Below are 19246 nucleotides of genomic sequence, written 5' to 3'. Positions count from 1 at the left end.
GTTCTGTCATCAAGATCCATCACGCAATCGTCAAGGAAAACAGACCTGGGCTTTGAATTAAGCCAATGTAGGAGAGCCCATCGAGATCTCGGCTCGGTCTGGTCACAAAAACGGCTGACCGATCAGCGATTGTGCAGTAGGGTAGGGATGCAGGCGGGCTCTGTAGCAATTCCTGACTAAAGTTGAGGTTCTTGAAGGGACGGACGCGAACTTTACTCCGCATGTTGCCCCGCCTCTTCCCTGATTTCTATGAAAGGAGAACATTACGCTACTGTCAGCCCAAAGCGTTGCACTTCAAACGAGTCCCCGGCAGAGAGGGCTCGAGCCGAACATTCATCGCGACGCTGATATCAAGCGCGTGCATACCGAGACAAAACCTCAGGACTTGGCTCGAAACCAGAGCCCGGCACCTGTGGAATGGTGAAATCGCCTCCCGCCTGCAGCGATTTGATATCGCTCAACCAAGCTTCTGGGGTGACGAACAGGTACTCGAGCTGGCGAACCTGGGGCAAAGCAGCCGCGAGATGAAGTGAGGCATAGAAGCCAGGTCCAAAATAGGGGCAGTGGGGCAGGAGCTCGATTCCAGCATGAGCGGAAATCTCTGCAATCTTGAGGAATTCCGTGACACCGCCGACTTTAGTTACGCTGGGTTGAGCAAAATCGACGGACTTCGCGTCGAGCGCGGCCTGAAACTGGACAGACGTCGCCCAATTCTCGCCTGCTGCAATGGCGAGGCCGCTGCCACGCAAGCGCTTCAGTGCTGCGAAGTCCTCTGGCGGAAAGATTGGTTCCTCCAACCAGCTCGTTCTCAGGTCGATCAACTGATCGATGCTGTCGCGTGCAAACGTCTCGGACCAGTTGCAGTTTACGTCAACCGAAATGGGAATGTCAGGTCCGGCTGCGTCCCGGCACGCCGCGATCTCAGGCAGTGTGATCTCATGAAGCTTGAGCTCCTTGAAGCCGCATGCCAGTGCCTCCCCTGAGACCCGTGCGGCAATGGACTCATCCCCATAGCGGACCAGGCTCGCGTAGTAAGGCACCGATGTCTTGCGCTGTTGCCCCAGGAGGTGAAACAACGGCTTGCCTTCACGCTTTGCCTTGAGATCCCACAACGCAATATCGATGCCGGAGATTGCAAATATCGTAATGCCATATCGCCCGAACAGCGCAAGGCGGCGTTGTGTCTTATCGTTCCAGGTCGCGACGTCGTCGATGACTTCGCCTATGAGAAGCGGCGCAATCATTCTCTCAATGATGGCTTTGGTCGCATCCGCCGTGAAATACCCGAAGCCCTCTCCCCACCCGATGAACCCATCCTCATCCTCGATGCGGACGAGAACGGTCTCGAGGGTCCTCCAAGCCGTCGGCGTGAGACCCTCTCCTTTGCCACCGTCAATAAATGGGATCTCAATGATGGTAGTTTGAATCGATCTGATCTTCATCGGTCGCCTATCTGATGGGAAGAGGGGAGGCTGCATACGCCCCTCCGATATAGTCCGCGCCGTCTGCGTCGCTCATATGCGGATATGACTTGAAGTCCGGCGAAAGGTGGTCTTCTGCGCGATCCTGCGGGCGGTAACCGAGTTCTCGGGCACGTTCATTGGGAAAGAAAGGCCTTGGGCAAATCGAAACGCCATAGACGACATCATGGATAATTCGGTCGCTCACGAGCCCCAGCTTGACGAGTTCCGACAGATCACGAGGACTGACCCACATCCGCAATCGCCGCTCATCCAACACCGTTGGATCAGCGTTCCCAATCCGAATAACGAGCGTGCTGATACCATAGCGGTGCGCATAAAGAGCGCATGCCGCCTCTCCGAACGATTTGCTCAAGCCGTAAAAGCTGTCAGGAGCTACATCGGCCTTTTCATCGATTGAACGATCCTGATGGAGCTGGCCGAGCACATGGTGGCTGCTGGCAAAAACAAACCGCCCAACCTTATTCCGGTGTGCCGCCTCGAGCAGGTTGAGAGTCGCCCGATAATTTGAGTCCAGTGTCTCCTCAAAACCGACGCCAACGCCATGCACGCGCGCCAGATGAACAATTCCCGCAACTCCTTTCGCTGCACGCATGACATCGGCTTGAGCAGAAAGTTCGCCGACAATCACCTCTTCATTCTCCATAGGGCCCGGGCACGTGGTGCGGTCGAATAGGCGAAGCGCGTAGTGTGACCTGAGATAGGGGCGAAGAGCAGATCCGACTCGTCCTGCGGCGCCCGTTAGAAGGATTGTCTTCATGTCTGATTTTCACTCTTAGAGCGAGTTATGGTTCGAGCCGGCTGTTTCGAACTCCGAATTATCTTGACGAGACCCATCACCGCCGTCTGGTTTCTTTCGCATAGGCTGGTGCTTGCCGGGGCTGACGGAATCTCTCTACTTGTGCTGCCTGTTGGGGTAGATTTCCGTACCGGTCGCTGGCAAATTCGGCTCCATGATATGCAACGCGTCTCATCCTGCGGCATGTAATGCTGAACCTCGGCATGCCTCCTCCCGATCCGCCGTATTCGCTGCCCTCTACATTCCTGAAGGCGTGAGGCCAACCCTTCGCCAGTGCTAGTTCCCTCGCAGGCGAGGCTAGCCCCTTGTCTCATATATTGGATCAGAAAGTCACACTACTGTGCAATGCCGGAAGATCCGCCTCTTTATCATAATATGAGACGCGCGAGAGCGGGGCGCTTGGCTTACACGGGTATTGTGCCTAGCCTTTTCACGCGATCAAAGGAAGCTTGAGAAGGCTGCGCCCCATAGGCAGGCTCCGAGGCCTCGGCTAAGTCTCTGATGCTCACATGAGCACCAGACGTCACTTGCGAAGGTCAAGTCAAGATTTCTTAAGACGTGAATAAGTTACGATGTCACCGTGGCCCGTGGCCGAGGTGGCAGCGATAAGAATTAACGCCGTATCCCCTGGGAGGATAAATTATGCGTCGTGCACTCTGTACATTACTTCTTGGTGCCTTTGCTGCCCTGATGACTGTTCCTGCACAGGCCCGGGATTTTCGGGTGGCCGACAACACCGCGAGCGACTACCCCACAGTGGAAGCACTCAGGCATATGTCGAAGCTGGTGAGCGAGCGAAGCAATGGTCGGCTGGGAGTGAAGGTCTTCCCGAATGCTGCCCTCGGTAACGAGCGGGATACGATCGAGCAGGTCAAGATCGGCGGTCTCGACATGTTCCGCCTCAGCGCTGCCGCTTTGAACAACATCGTGCCTGAGACGATCGTCACTTCGTTGCCTTACATCTTCCGCTCTGAGGAGCACATGCGGAAGGTTCTTGATGGCCCGATCGGTGACGCGATTCTGGCTGCCATGGAAAAGCAGGGCATGGTCGGGCTCGCGTTCTACGAGGATGGTCCGCGCTCCATCTACACGAAAAAGCCAATCAAGACCTTGGCTGATCTCAAGGGTATGAAGATCCGGGTTCAGCCCTCCGATATGTTCGTCGCGATGGTTCACGCGCTTGGCGCCAGCCCCACCCCCTTGCCATACGGCGAAGTATACACTGCGATCACGACGGGCATCATTGACGGTGCTGAGAACAGCGTCCAGTCCTACGAGAGCTCACGTCATTTCGAGGCGGCAAAGTACTATACTCTGACTGAGCACACGCTCGTTCCCTCCGTCGTGGTGTTCTCCAAGAAAATCTGGGATGGCTTGACGTCCGAGGATCAGAAGCTGATCCGTCAGGCGGCCAAAGACTCCGTGCCGTATCTTCGCGAGGTCCTGGCGAAGCGGGCTGAGGCCTCGAGAAAAACCGTTGAGGCTGCGGGAAGTCAGATCGTGCCAGTCGATAACAAGCAGGACTTCGCGAATGCGGTGACGCCAATCTATTCGAAATTCGCGACCACCCCTGAGCTGAAGAGCCTGATCGAGCGCGTTCAGGCTGTAAATTAGACCAGATGGATGAGAGGCGGCGCCCTCACGCGCGCCGCCTCGATGTACTTGAGCTCGGGCTTTCAATCATTTCTGAGAGGGGCAGCGTGATCTCCGACAACAGTCTCGATCCTCATGTCGAGGATATTGTCCATGCGCATTCGGCTTCGGAGCAGCCCCTTACCGGCCTGCTAACCAGCTTCAATCGCACGGTGGCCCGATACGGGATGTGTCTGGCCGTCGCTGGTCTCTTCCTGATCATTGCGACGATCGCTTATCAGGTGTTTGGCCGTTATGTCCTAAACAATCCGCCGACTTGGGCAGAAGGCCTTGCACTTGTCCTGGTCCTCTGGGTGACGCTGATTGCCGCCGCGGTCGGTGTGCGCGACGCAGGACATATTGGCATGGAGTCCCTGCTGGTCCTTGCTCCGACGCGGATCAGGGAGCGAGCCGAAATCGTCATCCATACTCTCGTTGGCCTGTTCGGGCTCGCAATGGTCTATAACGGCACAATTCTGGGATTATCGGTGATGGACTACAAGATCCCCAACCTCGGCCTGTCGGAAGGGGTCCGCTACATCCCCTTCGTGATCTCAGGCGCGCTCATCGTCCTGTTTTCCATCGAACACATTATCGCGCTCGTACGCGGCAAAGAGGTCGTTCCAGCATGGCACTGATCATCTTAGGAGGTACGTTCTTCGCCCTCCTGCTTCTCGGAGTTCCCGTTGCCTTTGCGATTGGCTTGTCAGCACTGTGCACCATCTTCTACGAGGGGCTTCCGACGGCCGTTCTGTTTCAGCAGATGATGTCGGGGATGAGCATCTTCTCGTTTCTCGCCATTCCGTTCTTCGTGTTCAACGGAGAGCTCATGCTGCATGGCGGCATAGCGGACAAGATCGTCGCAGCTGCACGAAACACCGTCGGCCACATTCGCGGCGGCCTCGGGATGTCAAGCGTGGTCGCCTGTACTGTGTTCGGCGGAATTGCCGGGTCGCCCGTGGCTGACGTCTCGGCCATGGGGTCGGTGATGATCCCAATGATGAAGCGGGAAGGGTATGATGCCGACTATGCCGTGAATGTCACTACCCACGCCGCGCTCGTGGGGGCACTGGTTCCGACGAGCCACAATCTGATCATCTATGCATTGGCAGCGGGCGGGAAAGCGTCGATCGGCTCTCTCATTCTGGCTGGTGTCTTGCCGACGATCCTTCTGACCGTCTGCAACCTTGCTGCTGCATATTATGTTGCCAGAAGGCGCGGCTATCCGGCGCTTTCGAAGCCGCACCGGGACATCATGTATCGATCGCTCGCCGCGGCGACTCCAGGACTGTTTGTGCTCGTCATCATCCTGGCGGGTATCATCTCGGGTGTCTTCACGGCAACCGAGTCGGCCTCTATTGCGGTTCTCTACTCCATCGTCCTCACGTTCTTCCTCTATAAGACGATGACCTGGGAACGCTTCATGAAAGCCGCAGCCCACGCTGCGAAGACAACAGGAGTAATTCTCCTTCTCGTCGGCGCCTCCACAATGTTCCAGTACCTGATGGGACTCTACGAGGTCGCCGATATGGCTGGGACATTCATGCGAGGTATCTCGGACAAGCCTTGGGTGATCTTCCTTATGATCAACCTGATCCTCTTTGTCCTGGGCACGTTCATGGACATGGCGAGCACGATCCTGATCTGCACGCCGATATTCCTTCCGATTGCCATGCAATACGGCATGCATCCCGTCCAGTTCGGCATGGTGATGCTGATCAACTGCGCCTTGGGTCTCAATACTCCCCCCGTGGGCACCACTCAGTTTGTCGGCTGCGCCATCGGGGGAGTGCAGGTAATGGATGTCATGCGGTCGATCTTGCCCTTCTATACAGCATTGGTGGTGGCGTTGATGCTCGTCACATACGTGCCGGCGTTCTCCATGACCCTGCCCCGCCTGTTTATGCCTTAGGACCAACCGGAACAGCACCGCTTAATCCAAAAATAGCAGGAGAAACTCTTGAACAAGATCGCGCAAGAACAGATCGAGCCGAGCCTTTACGCCAATACCTCTTCGCGGACGCTTCTCGAAGGGGAGATCCAGGGCGCGACAGTCGTTCATCATTCACTGCTTGAGGGCGCTGCTCTAACTTCCATTGCGGATCTCCACGTGCTGCGCGTGTTCTTCCTCATCAGCGGGGACGCCTCTTTTTCTCATGGCGCCGCCAAACTGAGATTTAGCGAGCGGATGTGTCTTGTTCCCGATCCCCGCGAGGGCTTGCTTATAGCTGTCGATGACAGATGCGAACTTCTCGAAATCCGCTGGCAGCTGGCCAACGGTGAAGTCGAGGGTTTGTTGCCCTCTGTTGGAAGCTTTCCCTATGTCCAAATCTATTCCGATTGCGATCAGTATCGCGATTACTTCAAGAGCGAGAAGACGATCAGCCGAACGATCATCCCGCCGCACCTGCTCCCCCGCTTCTGCATGGGGTCGGTGGAGTCCATTGGACCTGACCGAATTGAGCCCCATGCTCACCCAATGCTGGACCAGCTGTTCTTCAGCTTGGCTGAGAACGACATCATTCTCTTGATCGATGGTGAGCGCCATCGCATGAAGGGGAACACGTTGCTCCATATTCCGCTGGGCTCAGACCATGGGGTTGACGTGCCGCCAGGCCACCGGATGCACTATCTCTGGCTGGATTTCTTCTCTGAAACAAAAGGGATGGACTACATCGTCGATGTTCATAAGGATGTCGAGCGGCGCACACTATCCGACACTGTTTAGGTCCGGCGTCGGCAGGCCTTGGCACAAGCGGACGGAGTCGGTGTACTCTCGATCGCCCTTCGCTGCTTTATGGCCGTCGTAAGCTAGATGCTTTTGCAGCTAAAGCGCTTTTGATCTGGACTTGAATCGCTTCGGGTGGTCTGTGCGTTGACTGGGATATGGCCCGGGAGGCAAACCATGCCCCAGCCCTATTCTCCTGATCTGCGTGAGCGTGTTCTTGTCGCCTGTGCGCGTGGCGACCTTCCTCAGGTTGAGATTGCCCGCCGCTTCCAGGTCTGCCCCGCCACCGTCTCGAACTGGCGCCGCCAAGAGCGCGAGGAGGGCCGACGCTGTCCCAAGCCGCACAGCGGCGGCGTGCCCTCGCGCCTGGATGCAGCAGCTCTGGAGGTGCTGCGTCAGCTCGTGGCCGAAGACAATGACGCGCTGCTGCGCGAGTACCGCGAGCGCCTGGCCGAGCGAACGGGCGTGACGGTGTGTCTGGCGGTGATCTGCGAGGCGCTCAAGCGGCTCAAGCTGCGTCCGAAAAAAAGACCCTTCGGGCGGCCGAGCAGGAGCGGCCCGAGATTGCCGCCGAGCGCGAGGCCTATCGCCAGCAGATGAGCGAGCTTCCCGTGGAACGCCTGGTGTTCCTCGATGAGAGCGGAGTGACGACCAAGATGGCCCGCACTCATGCGCGAGCGCCACGTGGGCAACGCGCCTATGGCTCCATCCCGCTCGGCTCGTGGCAGCGGCTGACGGTCTTGGGCGCACTCGCCTGTGAGGGCCTGGTCGCTACGATGAGCATCGAGGCCTCGACCTCGACCTCCGTGCTTTTGGCCTATCTCGAGCAAATCCTGGTACCGGCCCTCAAACGCACCAAGCCGGATGCCATTCTGGTGTTGGACAACCTGCGCCCGCATCGGGCCACAGAAGTGCGAGACCTGCTCGCGCAGGCCGGGATCGGGCTTTTGTACCTGCCGCGCTATTCCCCGGAGTTCAACCCGATCGAGCCCGCCTGGGCCAAGATGAAAGAGCGGCTCAAGGCGAAAGCGCCTCGCACTCTTGAAGCTTTGGAAGCGGAACTCAAACCCGCCCTCGACACCATCACCGCAAAGGATGCCCGAGGCTGGATCAGGCATGCCGGCTATGCCCTACACTGATCCCAAAAGCGCTTTAGTGCGAGCTCTGTAGAGCGTCTCGAGAGCATCAACAGTATCATTGGCCGTTCTATTCTGAACTGGCACCTCCAAACGCACGAGCAACTTTCTGCTCCTGTTTCGACCCGAGAGTGGACGTTCGACCGTTTGGAACAGGAGCGGCCTGAACATGCCTGCAGCCGAAGGAGATCCTCATTCGCCATTCTCAGGACTTGTTTGTCTCCAATCTGGATATCTTGAAGCGGCGCTTGCGCCGCGAATTGGGCGACTTGTCTCGTTCAGATCGTTCGACACGGGAGCACCAGACGATGTAATCGTCCCGCTTGAGGAGTGGCCGAGCGAACCGCGCCGCTGGGCAAAAGCTGGTGCATACCCACTAATCCCCTACTCGAACCGGCTAGTAAATGGCGAGTTGAGGAGCCGAGGGAGGATTCTCCGGATTGCCCGCATCCAGATGCATGGCCGCACAGTCGTCACGGTCATGCTCACCTCATGTCCTGGGCCGCTGACAGCATTGGGCCAGAAATGGCGACCCTATGGGCGACATCGGAACCGTGCGAAGACTGGCCGTGGCGCTTCCGCGCATGGCAAGAGTTTTGCTTATCGCCGAGTGCTCTGCGTGTGACGGTCGGAATCACCAATCTGGATATGGAGCCATTTCCCTTTGGCCTCGGGTGGCACCCTTATCTCGCCTGGCGGCCGGACTATCGGGTTCTGCACGCCGCTAGATGGTGGTGGCCGCATGATGGCGAGTATCTTCCCACAGGCTCGCGCGTTGCCTTGAACGGAGCAGATCCCCTTCAGGATTCTCGCACAGCTTATCTCGCTGACTGGACGCGGGTTGACATCGACCGTGGTGAGGCGGCTGCGCTCAGCATTACCGCCAGCACCTGTATGTCGCACCTCGTGATCCATCGAGCACCTCAGAACCAATATGTGTGCGTTGAGCCAGTGACCCACTTGGCCAATGCCTTCAACACCGCAGAGAGGGAATGGGATCAGACCGGAGTGCGTTTCTTGAAGCCGGGAGAGAGCGCCAGCGGATGGATCGAGGTCCGGATTACCACGCACTGACTTGGCACAAAGCACGACACCAAAGGGTGCTCCGGTGACATATGGCACGATGCTAAACGACAAGGCTTCCCTGTACCTAGTCGCCCGACGAACTGATTGGACGGAGGGACATGAACCTAGCCGGCACTCAGGTTCGTGCCTTGGTACCCGCGCTAGACTGTGAGGTCTCAGCGTTCAGATGCTGCGACGCAGACCCAGGCCGAGCGACGAGAAGCCGGCCGGAGAGCGGTGCATTGTCAAGCATGTCTCGTGTCAGGCCTCCCCGCGCTGTTGTGATGAAGATGCTCTGCCCGTCCGGGCCGCCGAAGGCAATGCCGGTCGGTCTTGGAACTGGGAGACCCAAAACGCGGTCGAACTCGCCCTCGGGTGACAAGCGGACAATACTCCAGCCGTCGTAAAGCGCCACCCACAATCTGCCCGAAGCATCGACCGCAAGTCCACGCGGTTCCCCAGATACGCGGGGAATTCGGCTGAGGATCTTTGGGGTACGATTGCCCGTCTGAAGAGCATAGATTGTCCCCTTCGACGGATCGGCCCCATACAAGGTTCTGCCATTCGGGGCCCAGGCCAACGCCTGAACCTGGGCCGCCACTGTCCAGATCGGCTCGATTTGGCCAGCCTTCGTCACGGATCCGATCCGGCTGCCTGCAGCGTCAACACCGGCTGCCCAAAATTGGCCGTCCGTCCCTGCCGTGAGCGCCATAATTTGCGTCTCGACATTCAAAGATTGGCTTGCAATGCAAGTGCCGTCCTTGATTTTCAGTTGCCTGTTCGCCAGGATCACAAGCATTGTCCCGTCTCGAAACGAAGCGGCATCGATTGGAGCCTCGGGCTTAGGCTGGAATGCGCGCGAAGCAGCCTCAGCCGTTTCAAAAACCAACGGACCTAGACGATCGACCCAGTGCAGCACGCCTCGGCGTGGGTCCCAAGAAGGGTCTGCGCCATAAAACGTGGCTTCCCGACCGGCTGGATAGACCAAAGGATTGTTGGGGTTCGAAACTGGAGCCTCGGTGGAGTTCGGGAGCTGCAGGCTGATGTTACGCGCAACAGAAGCAATCTCAGGGCCAAGCTGCTCGACGCGTTCTCGTGTCAGCCGCCAAGCTGGGCCTGCAACGCTGATAGCGGCCACCGGCCGGCCGCGACTGTCCAGTATGGGTGCGCCAACACAACGGTTCCCGACGATGATTTCCTCGTCCTCGACGGAATAGCCACGCTGTCGCACGATACTGAGCTGGGCCTTCAAGAGGGTTGGGTCGGTCATCGTGTTCGCCGTGAATCTCTGAAGTGCACTCCTGCCGAGCAGCCGGTCCACTTCCGCCTCAGAGAGGTGGGCCAGGACCGCCTTGCCTTGGCTGGTGCAGTGCATGGGCTTACGGATGCCAAGTTGGGCAGCTGATCTTACGGCATGCAGACCCTCGAACTTGCCCAGGCCTACCATTGCATCGTCACTCGGCACCGCCAGGTAAGCGGTTTCGCCTGTCATGTTGCGCAGGCGCTGCAATTCGATGCTGGCGATGGAGACAAGATCCGGCGCGGCCCAGACATTTTGAGCGAGCTCCAGGAACTTGTATCCTAAAGTGTAGCCCTGAGCCACTGGATCGAAACGCACGAAGCCATGCGCCGTAATGGCAGCCAGGATGCGATAGAGCGTCGGGCGCGGCCAGCCCGTCGCTTTGACTAGCTCGGGTACCGTTACAAGGCCTGGTGCAGAGCCGATCACATCTATCAGGCGAAATGCTTTGCCGATAAGGGCGGCCCCGGGAACAGGGCGTCGTGAAGGCAGTTCATGACCATTCCAAGTGGCATCCATGGCATCCGTTGGTTCTGGGCTTTTGACCATATTGTGAGACCCGCTCCGGACCGACTTACAAAATGCACTTTCACCGAGCCGCATAATGGATATCAACGAGATAATCGAGTGAATTTCGAGGCAGGTCCGGAAGTCGCTTTCAACCCTAAGGAAGAAGAGCTCAATGAAATACCAGCTCAAACACGAGATCCCGGTATCTCGAGAAGTGATCGGGCGATTGAAGAATGTCTCCAGCGGCTCGTTGACGACCGAACTGTTCAAGAAAGGCCTGCGTCAGTGCTTCCTTGTCGGCCTGCGGCCGATGAACCCAAATGCGGTCAAGTTTGCGGGCGAAGCGTTCACAATGCGGATGATCGCAGCTCGCGAGGACATCGATACCATTGAGACGCTCACGCCGTACCCCAACCCGATGAACTTGCAGTGGGAGGCCGTGGAGAACATTGGCGAAGGGCAGGTCCTCGTCATCGACAGCCGCAACGACCCTCGCGCCGCCTCAGCAGGCGCTATGCTGCCGACCCGAATGAAGGTGCGTGGAGCAGCCGCGATCGTCACGGATGGTTCGTTCCGAGATGGCCAGGAACTGGCTGACCTCGACTTCCCCGCCTATGGCAGGCAGGTCACGGCCTCGACGCGCCTCTCCTACCACCATGTCGCCGATCTGCAGGTGCCTATCAGCTGTGCGGATGTGGCGGTCTATCCCGGCGACATCATTGTCGGTGACGGTGATGGCATCACGGTGATCCCGCGCCACCTCGCGGCCGAGATGGCCGATCTGTGTGAGCGTCGGGATCAGCTCGAAAAGTACCTCTCCTACAGAATCGGCGCTGGCGAGCCCCTTTACGGCGTCTACCCGCCAACCCCGCAGGTCCGGGCAGACTTCGAGGCCTGGCAGCGCGCCGGTGCGTGTCCGGAGGATGCCGTCCATATCCGCGCCGAGGCCGCCAATGTCCGTTGAGATAACTCCTGCCTCCATGGAGGCGCTGATCCGACGCTACTTTGCCGCTTGCAATGCCGCTGATTATGAGGGCCTCACGTCCTGCTTCACGCCGGATGCGGTCCACTACTTCCCGCCGGGGCTACCCGAGATTCCTTGGCGTGGTGCAGATGTGATTGCTCGCAAGTGGATCTGGTGCGTTGAGAATCTTGGATCACAGTGGACTATTGAGAAGGTTCTTTGCTCGTCGACAGCCCCCGAGGCTGTAATCGAGTGGACACACTGGAAGAACAAGGCCGGCACTGCGCTACGCGGGGACGAGTGGTACGTCTTCGACACCGGCACCGGCCTAGTTAAAGAGATTCGCGCATACTACGCCTCGCCGTCCGACTCATCCGTTCCTGTTTCGGAGTTAGCAGAATTCGACTATGCAGGACGAGGCTATCATCTAACTTCGCCATGACGGGTCTGCCCAAGTGAGCGCTGTTCGGGCCCCAAAAATTGGCTCCGTTGCATTAACTTGGAACGGTCACAACGAACCCATTCGAACGGTTCTGTCGCAAACCTTTTGTTTCACAGTTTCAGCTACTGGAATGGAGGTCTTAGTGGCGGAGGAATAGGTGTTCAAGGGCAGGCACTTTGATCGATCAGTGATCCTGCTCTGCATCCGGTGGTATCTGGCCTATAATCTCAGCCTGCGCAATCTCGAGGAGATGATGGCAGAGCGCGGCGTCTCGGTCGACCACGCAACCATTCACAGATGGGTTGTCCGGTACTCGCCCGAACTTCTGAAGCGCTTCAATGCACGCAAGCGAGCCGTTACCGGAAAGTGGCACGTCGACGAGACATACATTAAGGTGAGAGGTCGCTGGATGTACCTTTACCGGGCTATCGACAGCAACGGCGACACGGTTGAGTTCTCGTTCAGTGAGCGGCGAAACTTGCCGGCTGCCAAACGGTTCCTGCGCAAGGCGCTCAAGCGGCATGGCCGGCCTGAGCGGATCGTCATCGACGGCAGCCAGACCAATCGCGAAGCCATCCTGTCGTGTGATGCCGAGAGCCGACTGCAGGACCGTTCAAGGCGCAAGCTCAAGCCGATTAGGATCCGGCAGAGTCAATACCTCAATAACTGCATCGAGCAGGATCACCGCGCCGTCAAATGCCGCGTGCGATCGATGCTCGGCTTCAAGTCGGTTGACAGTGCCCGCGTGATCTTGGGTGGCGTCGAGTTGATCCACATGCTGCGCAAACAGCAGGCGAAATATGCCTGCAATCGGCAGCTATCTCTCGCCGAGCAGTTTCACCTGCTCGCCGCATGAGTGCCACACGATACATTGCTACTTTCTCGTTCCTGTTCCAGATTTGCGACAGAACCCTGGATCTTGCGGCTTCGCGCGTGGGTTGGCCAGCTTCGGCTCGGCATCGCAGGCCGTCAAAGCGCCAAGTGTACTCCTCAATCGCGCAACGCACCTGATTCCGACAACGTTCCGCTACCAAACCATTAGGGAGCACACCGCTGCAGTGGAGCCGGATATGGTGTGGTGGAGTGAGCCCTCTAGTTCGGGAAGATGGGGATTCCGCGCAGAGCCAGCCAGAGAACCACGCCTGTGCCGACACAGTAAGCCGAGGCTGCTCCAACAACTACACTGATTGCTGGCCGTGGCCTGAGCAGACGCCCGGCAATCAGTCCAATGACGGGCAGCACATGCATCGCGTGCATGCCGAGGAAGTGGGCGGCCCGCAGATCGCCTCCCGTGCGCGACCAGCCAAAGACCGGCACGCCGCCCGCATCAGAGCGCACTCCGCTGATCCAGTGGCCATCGCCAGCTGAGAGCATAGCGCCGGCACCAGCGCCGAGCACGAACGTCAGGACCAAGCCAAGCATCACGGACAACCAGAAGGCCGTGCTCCAGCGGGCCGGGCGGTGGCGCCAAAAAAGAACCGCGACGGCGGGGCTCACGGCTGTCAGCGTGACGGCCCCGATGCCCATGAGCGTGTACATCATGCTGTGGATAGGATCGCCCACGTTGTAGTGGGAGGCGAGCCCGCGCGCGACTTGGAGGGTGATGTAGGCGATCTCGAAGGCCGATGCGGCGACCGTCATGGTCACTAGCACCGCCACGGCGCGCCCGCGGCGGACCCCTTCGGGCAGGGCTGCCAGGAACCAGGAGAGCGTCAGGAGGTAGAGCCCGATGGAGGCCTGGAATTTGAGCGGCTTGATCCAGATGGGGACGTCGTTGAGGGTGCGCGGGTCGAGGACCAGAGCGAAGGCGGTCGGCACCATGAGTGCGAGAATCGCAAGGCCGGCGCGCAGGAGACGCGGCTCGAAATGGGCCGATGCGCCGGAAAGCCGCGGCAAATGGTCGGCAGCCGGCGCAGAGACGAGCATGGTCATGCGGTGGCTCCTTGGGTGCGGAGGGGGGCGTAGCGCAGGCGGGCTGCGCGGAGCGCCAGGAAGACAAGCAGGCCGATCGGGCCGAACAGGAAGGTGAGCGCCAAGGGAGGCAGGATCAGCCAATGGGGCAAGCCGACCCGACGGGCCTCCCGTACCTCCCAGGCGCCGACGAAGAGATCGAAAGCGAGGTAATGAAGCCAGCCCGCCAGCAGCACGCCACGATGGCCGAAGAGAGCATCCACCTCGTCCAGCGAGCCGAACCCGCCCGGCGCCTCGCCCCAGTAGCGGGCGATGAGCCCCGCATAGGCGAGGCCGATCACAGCCGGAATGACGAAGGTTGCAACGGCCTGCGCGAGACGTGGCCGCAAGGGCGCGAGAACCAGGGCGAGCCAACCTGCCATCGCCATGAGACCGGCCAACGAGAACACACGATCGAGCCAGAGATCCGGCATGAGGCGGTTCCTTTCTTGTCAGTGTCAAGATGAAGGATTGCACAGAATTTGACGGTGTCAAGATCGCACCTGTAGGATCCTTGTCGCGGCGAGACGTCTGGGGGTGGCGCAAGGCTGCCGGCGAGAGTTCCGGGTGTCCGAGTCCGAGCAGCCCTGGAAGCCGTCGTCGCTGCACGCCGATGCAGGCGGGTGGCCAGCAGGGGATTGGGATGAAGAAGGGCGCACGGATGAAGGTGGGACGAGACAGGATATCGGCGGGATCGAAACCTTCGGCCTATCATCATGGCGACTTGCGGCGAGCCCTGCTCGCGTCGGCCGAGATGGTGCTGGCCGAGCGCGGGGTTGAGGGCTTCACCTTGCGGGAATGCGCTCGCAGGGCCGGTGTCTCGCACGCAGCGCCGGCGCATCACTTCGGTGACGTGACGGGGCTCCTCACGGCACTAGCGGCGCTCGGCTTCGAGACGTTGACGGCGGCCATGCGGGAGGCCCGGGTGGGGATCGAGAATCCGACCGAGCGGCTGCGGGCGATCGGGCGGGGCTATGTGGCTTTCGCACGGGACTACCCGGAACGCTTCCGGCTCACCTTCGACTGGCATCGGCTGAACCACGAGGATCCAGTTCTGCGGGCTGCGGGCGAGGCAGCCTTCGGGGAGTTGGAAACGGCAATCCGGCTCGTGGCCGGCGCTGCTGACGAACCGCTCGAGGGAGACCTCCTGGCAGATCTCGTCCATACCTGGTCGCTGGTGCATGGCTTCTCGCACCTGCTTCTCGCCGGTCAGCTCGACCACACCGGCGCAGGCGAGCGAGCAATCACGGACCTGCTCGAGAGCGTCATCAGGCGCATTCGTGTTTCAACCCAATCGGGAACTCGTGGGCAATTCGAAAGGGGAAGGTAGAGACTGCTTCGATGCGCGATTCACACTGACTGGTCCGTAATTGTGAATTTGTCTCGCTGTGCATTCAATGATCATTGATGAGCGTCAAGCGTCAGAGGGGAGCTCCAACAGGAATCAGTCTTGAGTGCTCAAGCATTCGCACATGGTGGCGACCTCTCATCGTTGGACACTCAGAGGGTTGTTTCGGCTATCTCCTTCAATGGGGGCGGTGATGGCCGGTGGAGGGCCACGCCGACCATCACCAGCAGCACGCCGAGAATGTCGCGTGTGCTCGGGATCTGCGCCAGCACCAGCGCGGCGATCACGGTTGCGGTGGCGGGCAACAGCGCGAGCAGCAGGGCGAAGCTGGCACGGGGCAGCCGCGACATGGCGAGCTGGTCGCACACATAGGGGATGACCGACGAGCACACCCCAACACCGATGCCGGCCAGGAGCAGCATCGGGTCGGCGATCGCCCGCATGGCTTGCATGAACCCGATCGGCATAATGAACAAGAGCGCCGCCGTCATCGCCGCGCCGAGCCGGTCCACCCCGCCGGAGGCTCCGCCCTCCGCGATCCTGTGGCCGAGCAGGAGGTAGCCCACGAACATGGCACCGTTCAGGAAGGCCCAGAACAAGCCCAGCGGGTCGCTCGACCAGCGAAGGTCGATGAGCACGAACACACCGGCGATGGCGAGCAGAAGGGCAAGGAGGTTGCGGCGGGTGCGAAGGCCGTAAGCGGCGACGCCGATGGTGCCGACGAACTCGATGGCCGCCACCAGGCTCATCGGCAGCCGGTCGAGGGCGAGATAGAACGACGTGTTCATGACGGCGAGGCAGAGACCGAGCGCCAGCAGGAGGATGCGCTCGCGGGCACTGGCGTGCGCGAAGATGCGCCAGGGCTTCGTCCAGGCAGCGAACATGAGCGCAGCGGTCGCGATCCGCATCCATGCGACCCCGAGGACGCCGACGGCCGGAAACAGCAGCACGGCGAAGGAAGGACCGAGATAATGGAACACGGCGCTGACGCCGAACCAGGCGTGGGGCGGCACTACCTCTGCGGCGCTGGTGAAGCTAAGGTTCTTGGCTTTCATGCCTTGTATGATGGAGGCGGAAACCGCAGAATGGAATGAGCTACAACAGGCGACGGGCGGTATGCACCTTCGTTCTAAAGGATCACAACCGTGAAGCGCCTTCGATTTCAAACTGGTCCTCTGGACGCGACCGACGCGATCATCGTGCGCGCGCTTGCCAGGGATGCGCGCACTGCCATGTCGGAGCTGGCGCGCGAGGTCGGGATGTCGGCGCCGAGCATCACCGAGCGCGTGCGACGCCTCGAAGAGGCAGGCGTCATCAGGGGCTATCAGGCGGTGGTGGACCCAGCGGCCTTGGGCTTGGTGCTTGCCGTCCACATCCGCATTCGTCCTATGCCGGGCCTTCTTGCCAAGGTGGCGGACGTGCTGCGCGGCCTCGATCCCATTATTGAGTGCGACCGCGTGACGGGCGAGGACTGCTTCATCGCCAAGGCTTACGTGCGTGATGTGGCGGAGCTGGAGGCGCTCATCGACGAGATCAACCCGCACGCGATGACGACTACCTCCATCATCCAATCCTCACCCGTGAAGCGGCGGATGCCTCCTATCAAGGGCGAAGGCACACGCGGCTAAACAGCCTTGTCAGCAAGGCCTAGTATAGGGAGCCCAATCCGAAGGAAACAGGCTCCCGCTTCCGACGCTGATCTTTAGGTGGCTCGGTAGCGTTCAAGCACCTTGCGATTGAGGGACACGCCAAGACCAGGTCCCGTGGGCACGGGAAGCTTGCCGTCTACAAGCTGTTGACGCTCGCCGACCACAGGATCACATAGTTCGGTGCGCAGCGGATTCTCATAATACATGCACTCGTAGGTACGGAACGTCTCTGCAGCCGCAGAAATATGAAGGCTTGCGGCAGCGCAGATTGCCCCTGACAAACCCATGTGAGGTGCAAAGGCTGTATGATGAGCCGCCGCAAGCTCCGCGATACGCCACGTTTCCGTGATGCCGCCAGACCGCGCAATGTCAGGCTGGATCAGTCCGACCGATCTATCGGCCAACTTGACGAGGGCCTCTCCTGCAACGTAATCGGCCTCACCGGCGGCGAGACGAACCGGGGAGCGTCGTGACAGAAGTTTGTAACCTTCACGATCATGTGCAACGATCGGCTCTTCGAAAAACTCATAGCCCGCATCAGCTAGGCCGTGCGCTACCCGTAGTGCGTCGTCCACATCAAACGCCCAGTTCCCATCTGCATAGAGTTTGATGGAATCGCCGACCAGGCGCCTGACGAAATGAGCTCTTGCGATCGCGTCCTCGACGGGATTGCCAATTTTGATCTTGATCTCCTTATAACCCGCATCGAGCACGAGCTTGACCTCTTCTTCGACCGACTTGTCGTCAGCCCACATCACGGATGAGGCATAAGCTCGTAGTTCCGTTCGCCCCATTCCGCCTAAAAGTCGGTGCACAGGCTGACCTGCGGCGTGACCTGCGATGTCCCACAGGGCGACATCGATTGCGGCAATTGCCTCAACGATCTGCCCGCCAGGTTGGCCAGAAATTGTGGCCCGCATTGCTTTCCAAAGCGCTCGTCTATCTCGTGCGTCGCGCCCGATGATCCTTGGCGCAAGCAACTGATCAACGAAGGCCGCATGAAGACGCGAACTAATCCGGCAAAATCCTTCACCAAGCCCAATGATCCCATCAGCCGTCTCTACCTCGACGACGAGGATCTCCGAGACTTGATGTGCTCCCTTGGCAGACTTTTGCGGCACAGCGAGGCGAACGCTCAGCGGGTGCGCTCGAACACTCTTTATTGTGAGGGGACGGTCTAAGCCACTGTCATGCTCAGACGAATTTGAGAGGGCGAGTTCGCTCACGCGGGGCTTCCTTCATGTTCCATGCAGCCTAGCTCCACGCCGCCAGGCAAGGCTCAATTTGTAAGTTTCAGATTTACAAATAATGACAAACAGAATATGTTGTAAGTAATTGGGTCTGTCAAGCCCAGAGCGTCTTGTGACTGGCAGCCCCCTCGTGGGATACACTAGAACAATATTGTAGCGCTGAGGTTCAGCGCCTCGCATAGGGGATTTTTGTATGCCTACAGATGCGCCGCAGATCACTTTGGGTGGGCGAAGGACCGAAATGGTCTACAGAGCTCTTCTCACGGATATCAAGGAAGGCCGCTATGAAGCGCATAGCAGACTTCCGACTGAAAATGAGCTCGCCGAAACATTCGCTGTCTCGCGGCCGGTCATTCGGAACGCCTTAGCTCTCCTCAAGCAGCAAGGATTGGTGCGTTCCGTTCAAGGCTCCGGCACGGTGGTCATCTTCGGCTCCGAGCAAACCGCGCCTGAGCAAGGATCAGGGAGTTTGCTCAGCGGCAGCGTGCGGGATCTGCAGCGCTGCTTCGAGTTTCGAATCCTGATCGAGGGCGAGGCGGCATATGCTGCAGCGCTGCGGCACAACCCACGTACACTCGAGCGGATGGCCGATTGCGTCTACACGACTCGCGGCCCCGCGCTACCCGCTCTTGCTGAACAGGCGCATCAAACCTTCGACTTTCATCGTGCGGTTGTCGATGCGGCCGACAATCTATTCTTGCAGCAATCGCTCGACCTCATCGTCGGGTCGGCAGGCTTCAGGGCGTACCTATCGCGACGGCGGGGGAGAGACGGGATCATTCACGACCATGGTCAAGTGAATTCAGAGCACATTGAGATCTTCCACTTAATCGAGCGACGCCAAGCCGCCGAAGCGCGGGAAGCCATGAGAGGGCACATCCAGAGGGCTCATGACAGCTTCATGGGGCGTATACCACTGACAAACGGCGAATAGGCCAGAGACAACCTGATTGACAAATTTGTTAAAATCAGTTGACATATATGGAGGTTGT

The 19246-nt window shown here is 59.3% G+C and carries 20 protein-coding genes; 13 read left to right on the top strand and 7 right to left on the bottom strand.

The features are described 5' to 3' along the window. Positions 1 to 350 precede the first annotated feature (350 nt). Positions 351 to 1442: a mandelate racemase/muconate lactonizing enzyme family protein gene (locus BB934_RS38595; RefSeq protein WP_099514993.1), complete on the bottom strand. Its 1092-nt coding sequence runs from the start codon at positions 1440 to 1442 to the stop codon at positions 351 to 353. Between the two features lie 7 nt (positions 1443 to 1449). Next, entirely contained in the window at positions 1450 to 2241 is a 792-nt protein-coding gene (locus tag BB934_RS38590) for an NAD-dependent epimerase/dehydratase family protein (protein WP_099514992.1), read from the bottom strand. Between the two features lie 681 nt (positions 2242 to 2922). Between BB934_RS38590 and BB934_RS38585 the strand changes: the two genes are divergently transcribed. From BB934_RS38585 to BB934_RS51290, 7 genes are all read left to right on the top strand, one after another. Next, positions 2923 to 3894 (top strand): TRAP transporter substrate-binding protein, encoded by a 972-nt coding sequence (locus tag BB934_RS38585; RefSeq protein ID WP_099514991.1) that lies wholly within the window; start codon positions 2923 to 2925, stop codon positions 3892 to 3894. Between the two features lie 167 nt (positions 3895 to 4061). Then, positions 4062 to 4550 (top strand): TRAP transporter small permease, encoded by a 489-nt coding sequence (locus BB934_RS38580; RefSeq protein WP_418294836.1) that lies wholly within the window; start codon positions 4062 to 4064, stop codon positions 4548 to 4550. After that, entirely contained in the window at positions 4541 to 5824 is a 1284-nt protein-coding gene (locus tag BB934_RS38575) for a TRAP transporter large permease (RefSeq protein ID WP_099514989.1), read from the top strand. The genes BB934_RS38580 and BB934_RS38575 overlap by 10 nt, the downstream gene beginning before the upstream one ends. A 48-nt stretch (positions 5825 to 5872) precedes the next feature. After that, positions 5873 to 6640, top strand: a complete 768-nt coding sequence (locus BB934_RS38570) for a cupin domain-containing protein (protein WP_099514988.1) — start codon at positions 5873 to 5875, stop codon at positions 6638 to 6640. Positions 6641 to 6817: 177 nt separating this feature from the next. Continuing rightward, on the top strand, positions 6818 to 7240 hold the full coding sequence (locus tag BB934_RS38565) for a helix-turn-helix domain-containing protein (protein ID WP_099510510.1): 423 nt from the start codon (positions 6818 to 6820) through the stop codon (positions 7238 to 7240). Next, positions 7129 to 7779 (top strand): IS630 family transposase, encoded by a 651-nt coding sequence (locus tag BB934_RS38560; RefSeq protein ID WP_237050355.1) that lies wholly within the window; start codon positions 7129 to 7131, stop codon positions 7777 to 7779. The genes BB934_RS38565 and BB934_RS38560 overlap by 112 nt, the downstream gene beginning before the upstream one ends. A 489-nt stretch (positions 7780 to 8268) precedes the next feature. Next, complete coding sequence (locus BB934_RS51290) at positions 8269 to 8850, top strand: aldose epimerase family protein (RefSeq protein ID WP_099514987.1); 582 nt, start codon at positions 8269 to 8271, stop codon at positions 8848 to 8850. A gap of 127 nt (positions 8851 to 8977) precedes the next feature. Here BB934_RS51290 and BB934_RS38550 read toward each other — a convergent pair whose 3' ends face one another. Next, positions 8978 to 10840, bottom strand: coding sequence for an IclR family transcriptional regulator domain-containing protein (locus tag BB934_RS38550; protein WP_099514986.1), 1863 nt, complete (start codon positions 10838 to 10840; stop codon positions 8978 to 8980). Between BB934_RS38550 and BB934_RS38545 the strand changes: the two genes are divergently transcribed. The 3 genes from BB934_RS38545 (at position 10824) to BB934_RS38535 (ending at position 12913) form a co-directional block, all read left to right on the top strand. Beyond that, complete coding sequence (locus BB934_RS38545) at positions 10824 to 11615, top strand: RraA family protein (RefSeq protein WP_099514985.1); 792 nt, start codon at positions 10824 to 10826, stop codon at positions 11613 to 11615. The two genes, BB934_RS38550 and BB934_RS38545, sit on opposite strands and share 17 nt — an antisense overlap. Further along, entirely contained in the window at positions 11605 to 12057 is a 453-nt protein-coding gene (locus BB934_RS38540; RefSeq protein WP_099514984.1) for a nuclear transport factor 2 family protein, read from the top strand. Before BB934_RS38545 ends, BB934_RS38540 begins: the two co-directional genes overlap by 11 nt. A gap of 157 nt (positions 12058 to 12214) precedes the next feature. Continuing rightward, positions 12215 to 12913 carry an IS6 family transposase gene (locus tag BB934_RS38535; RefSeq protein ID WP_099514983.1) on the top strand — a complete coding sequence of 233 codons (699 nt, stop codon included), beginning with the start codon at positions 12215 to 12217 and terminating at the stop codon, positions 12911 to 12913. A 236-nt stretch (positions 12914 to 13149) separates the two neighbouring features. Here the strand turns inward: BB934_RS38535 and BB934_RS38530 are convergent, their stop codons facing one another. Both BB934_RS38530 and BB934_RS38525 read right to left on the bottom strand, forming a co-directional pair. Continuing rightward, positions 13150 to 13989, bottom strand: a complete 840-nt coding sequence (locus BB934_RS38530) for a hypothetical protein (RefSeq protein WP_099514982.1) — start codon at positions 13987 to 13989, stop codon at positions 13150 to 13152. After that, positions 13986 to 14441 (bottom strand): ABA4-like family protein, encoded by a 456-nt coding sequence (locus BB934_RS38525; protein ID WP_099514981.1) that lies wholly within the window; start codon positions 14439 to 14441, stop codon positions 13986 to 13988. Before BB934_RS38525 ends, BB934_RS38530 begins: the two co-directional genes overlap by 4 nt. A gap of 209 nt (positions 14442 to 14650) precedes the next feature. Here BB934_RS38525 and BB934_RS38520 point away from each other — a divergent pair, with 209 nt between their 5' ends. Beyond that, complete coding sequence (locus BB934_RS38520) at positions 14651 to 15337, top strand: TetR/AcrR family transcriptional regulator (protein WP_162299265.1); 687 nt, start codon at positions 14651 to 14653, stop codon at positions 15335 to 15337. 170 nt (positions 15338 to 15507) lie between these two features. Here the strand turns inward: BB934_RS38520 and BB934_RS38515 are convergent, their stop codons facing one another. Next, positions 15508 to 16410, bottom strand: coding sequence for an EamA family transporter (locus BB934_RS38515; protein ID WP_099514979.1), 903 nt, complete (start codon positions 16408 to 16410; stop codon positions 15508 to 15510). 90 nt (positions 16411 to 16500) lie between these two features. Here BB934_RS38515 and BB934_RS38510 point away from each other — a divergent pair, with 90 nt between their 5' ends. Beyond that, the gene (locus tag BB934_RS38510) at positions 16501 to 16983 is read left to right on the top strand and encodes an Lrp/AsnC family transcriptional regulator (protein WP_099514978.1); all 483 of its coding nucleotides are present in this window, start codon (positions 16501 to 16503) and stop codon (positions 16981 to 16983) included. A 74-nt stretch (positions 16984 to 17057) separates the two neighbouring features. Here the strand turns inward: BB934_RS38510 and BB934_RS38505 are convergent, their stop codons facing one another. Beyond that, positions 17058 to 18230, bottom strand: a complete 1173-nt coding sequence (locus BB934_RS38505; RefSeq protein WP_099514977.1) for a mandelate racemase/muconate lactonizing enzyme family protein — start codon at positions 18228 to 18230, stop codon at positions 17058 to 17060. 217 nt (positions 18231 to 18447) lie between these two features. Between BB934_RS38505 and BB934_RS38500 the strand changes: the two genes are divergently transcribed. After that, complete coding sequence (locus BB934_RS38500; protein WP_099514976.1) at positions 18448 to 19188, top strand: FadR/GntR family transcriptional regulator; 741 nt, start codon at positions 18448 to 18450, stop codon at positions 19186 to 19188. Positions 19189 to 19246 lie beyond the last annotated feature (58 nt).

The organism is Microvirga ossetica (assembly GCF_002741015.1).
Lineage (GTDB): Bacteria > Pseudomonadota > Alphaproteobacteria > Rhizobiales > Beijerinckiaceae > Microvirga > Microvirga ossetica.
Note: the sequence above shows the minus strand (reverse complement) of the source record. Positions and strands in the feature narration are given on the sequence as shown.